Origin of the sequence: Streptomyces rectiviolaceus (assembly GCF_039533825.1) — a bacterium.
Classification (GTDB): Bacteria; Actinomycetota; Actinomycetes; order Streptomycetales; family Streptomycetaceae; genus Streptomyces; species Streptomyces rectiviolaceus.
Map to the genome: position 1 here is coordinate 1 of NZ_BAAAUG010000274.1, position 2,283 is coordinate 2,283.

A 2,283-nucleotide genomic window follows, 5' to 3' on the forward strand; every position below is an offset into this window, starting at 1 on the left:
GGTGCCGGCCCCTCTCGCCGAACAGGTTCCGCAGGTGCTGCTCGGTGACCTCCTCGCCCGCCATCAGACCAAGCACGGCCAGGCCGCGGCCCATCCATCGACCGGCCGGGACACCGGCTTGTTCCTGGGCCTCGCGCAGTGGAGTGCGGGCCGGGCGGCGGCCGTCACCAACAACCACCTGGCGCAGGTAGTAGCGGTACATCTGACCGGCAGTGATCAGCTTGATATCCATCGTCATACAGACCACGGCACACGGCCCTGACCTGCAAGAAAAGCCCGATCAACCGTACGTCCCGCCAGGCGGGAGCAGCGGCCGAACCTTCTTCCCAACTGCCCGTCAGGCGGGACATGGCGCCGACCGGCCAGGGAATGTCATCGCTCTCAAGTCGGGCCCACGACGTACAGACCACCCTCATGGCCTTCGTCGTGGTCACGCGCACCTTGGTCGGAGCACATGATCAGACGAAGGCCTTCTTTGAACCCCCGCCTGCACCCCGGCGCACGCTCCCTGCTGCGCCCTCCCGTCGCAGGGCTGTTCTTGAGTGCTACTGGTCAGCGATTTGGGCAGGCCTGTGGAGATCGTTGCCCGTTGGAGGGCTGATCGTTGCCCGGCGCGTTCTTGCTGTTCCCGTTCCCATCCCGTTGAATTCTGCCCTGTACACCACAACAGACGCTTCATACAGGGGAGTTGGAAGATGAGCTCTGGACAGCCGGGACCCGCGCCGTCCCCCACACCCCCGACGCCGCCCCCGTCACCTCCCGCGCCCGCGCCGCGGCGCCCCGGCCGCAGAGCGGAGATGGCCGCGCTGGTGAGCGCGTTCACCGGTGTCGTCGGTCTCGCCCTGGGGTTCTTCGGTGTCCCGTCGTTCGTCACGCCGCCCACAGCTCGTACGGCGACTGCCACAGCCACGGCCACTGTCACCGCGACGGTGACCGCCTCCCCTGCTCCCGGGCCGAGTTCCACCGACGGCGCGGCACCGAGTGCGAGTGACAGGACGGCCAAGGATGTCCCACTCACCGATGTCGATCCCCTGGGCGCGGGCTACGTCAACATGGAGCACAAGCCGGTGACCATGGACGGCAAACGCTTCGACAACGCCATCACCGCCGAGGAGCTGGGCAGCTACGAAACCTTGAGCTACAGCATCAACGAACGGTACAAGAGCCTCACCGTTACCGTGGGGCTCGGCGACGACAGCCCTGCCACCCCCGCACGGGTGTCCTTCAAGAGCGGCGGGGAGGACGGAAAGACGCTGAAGAGCGCGACCGCGCAGATCAACCGTCCGGTGGAGGTGACCGTGGACGTGACCGGTGTCGCCATTCTCAGCATCGTCGCCGAGAGCGACGACTGTGTTTGCACTCTCGGCCTGGGGTCCCCTGTGCTGCACCGCGGCTGACGCCGCCCAAGGCCGCGGGGCCGATGAGCGTCGGCGATGTTTCGTGATCCCCTCCTTCAGTGTGAGGGAATCGCCTCCGAGAACCAGAAGATCCCGCCAGATCGACTAGATCGGATGGGATCTCGGGAAGCCAACTTGAGCGAACTCAAGAACTTCCCCTTCGCACGAACGACGGAGGTTCAAAGTCAAACTCTGAGTCGGGCTGACGAGCGAGACCGCGATCGAAGGGCTCAGGTGAAGTCCCCTTCTATCGTCACGTCTTGTCGGCTCCTGGGGACTGTCGCTGTGCCCGGACGCAGCCGAGACTCAGAGACGTGGATGCCACCAGTGCCGCCGTCAATGTTCTCGCTCTGGCCTTCTCGCTCAGTGCCGTCATCGTCGCTGTACTGTCTGCGCAACGGCAGGCTTCCGACACTCGCCGCACCAACTGGCTGATCTTCATCGGTGAGATGATGGCCCGCTCACGCACTCCGGCCTTCCGCGAAGCCCGGGACTACCTACTCGTATCCTTGCAGGAACACAACCGAGCCCTAGGCGTCACAAGGCTTCCCTCGCCTGCCCGCGATCACATCTTCCTTGTCGGCAGCTACTACCAGGATCTTGGTGTCTTGGTCGTCAGCGGTGTCATAGACGAAGACATGGCTGTCGCCATTCACTACACCGGGATCAAGAGCGTTTGGCGAGCGATCCAGCCTTATGTACTCGCTGAACGTGAGCATCGGTCGGCTCAGGAGGGTGGGGGGTTCTTCGGAGCCTTCGAGCACCTCGCGGTTTACACCGAGACCGTCCCCTACGAGACCATCAGCAAAAGGTTCCCCCAGCGGTATTTCCCCCCGCTCAGCCCCAGCTGAGCACTAGTTCTCGACGCATCCCTGTGCCGGGATGC

The 2,283-nt window shown here is 64.5% G+C and carries 3 protein-coding genes; 2 read left to right on the top strand and 1 reads right to left on the bottom strand.

Annotated features, from left to right (window positions below; translation table 11 throughout):
* Positions 1-238: relaxase domain-containing protein (locus ABD378_RS43760; RefSeq protein WP_344531064.1), on the bottom strand; the 238-nt coding region annotated here is incomplete at its 3' end.
* Positions 239-695: 457 nt separating this feature from the next.
* On the opposite strand from ABD378_RS43760, the gene ABD378_RS43765 reads away from it, so the two are divergent.
* Together ABD378_RS43765 and ABD378_RS43770 are read left to right on the top strand one after the other, a co-directional pair.
* Entirely contained in the window at positions 696-1,397 is a 702-nt protein-coding gene (locus ABD378_RS43765; protein ID WP_344531066.1) for an NPCBM/NEW2 domain-containing protein, read from the top strand.
* 314 nt (positions 1,398-1,711) lie between these two features.
* On the top strand, positions 1,712-2,248 hold the full coding sequence (locus ABD378_RS43770; protein ID WP_344531068.1) for a DUF4760 domain-containing protein: 537 nt from the start codon (positions 1,712-1,714) through the stop codon (positions 2,246-2,248).
* The last annotated feature ends 35 nt before the right edge of the window (positions 2,249-2,283 follow it).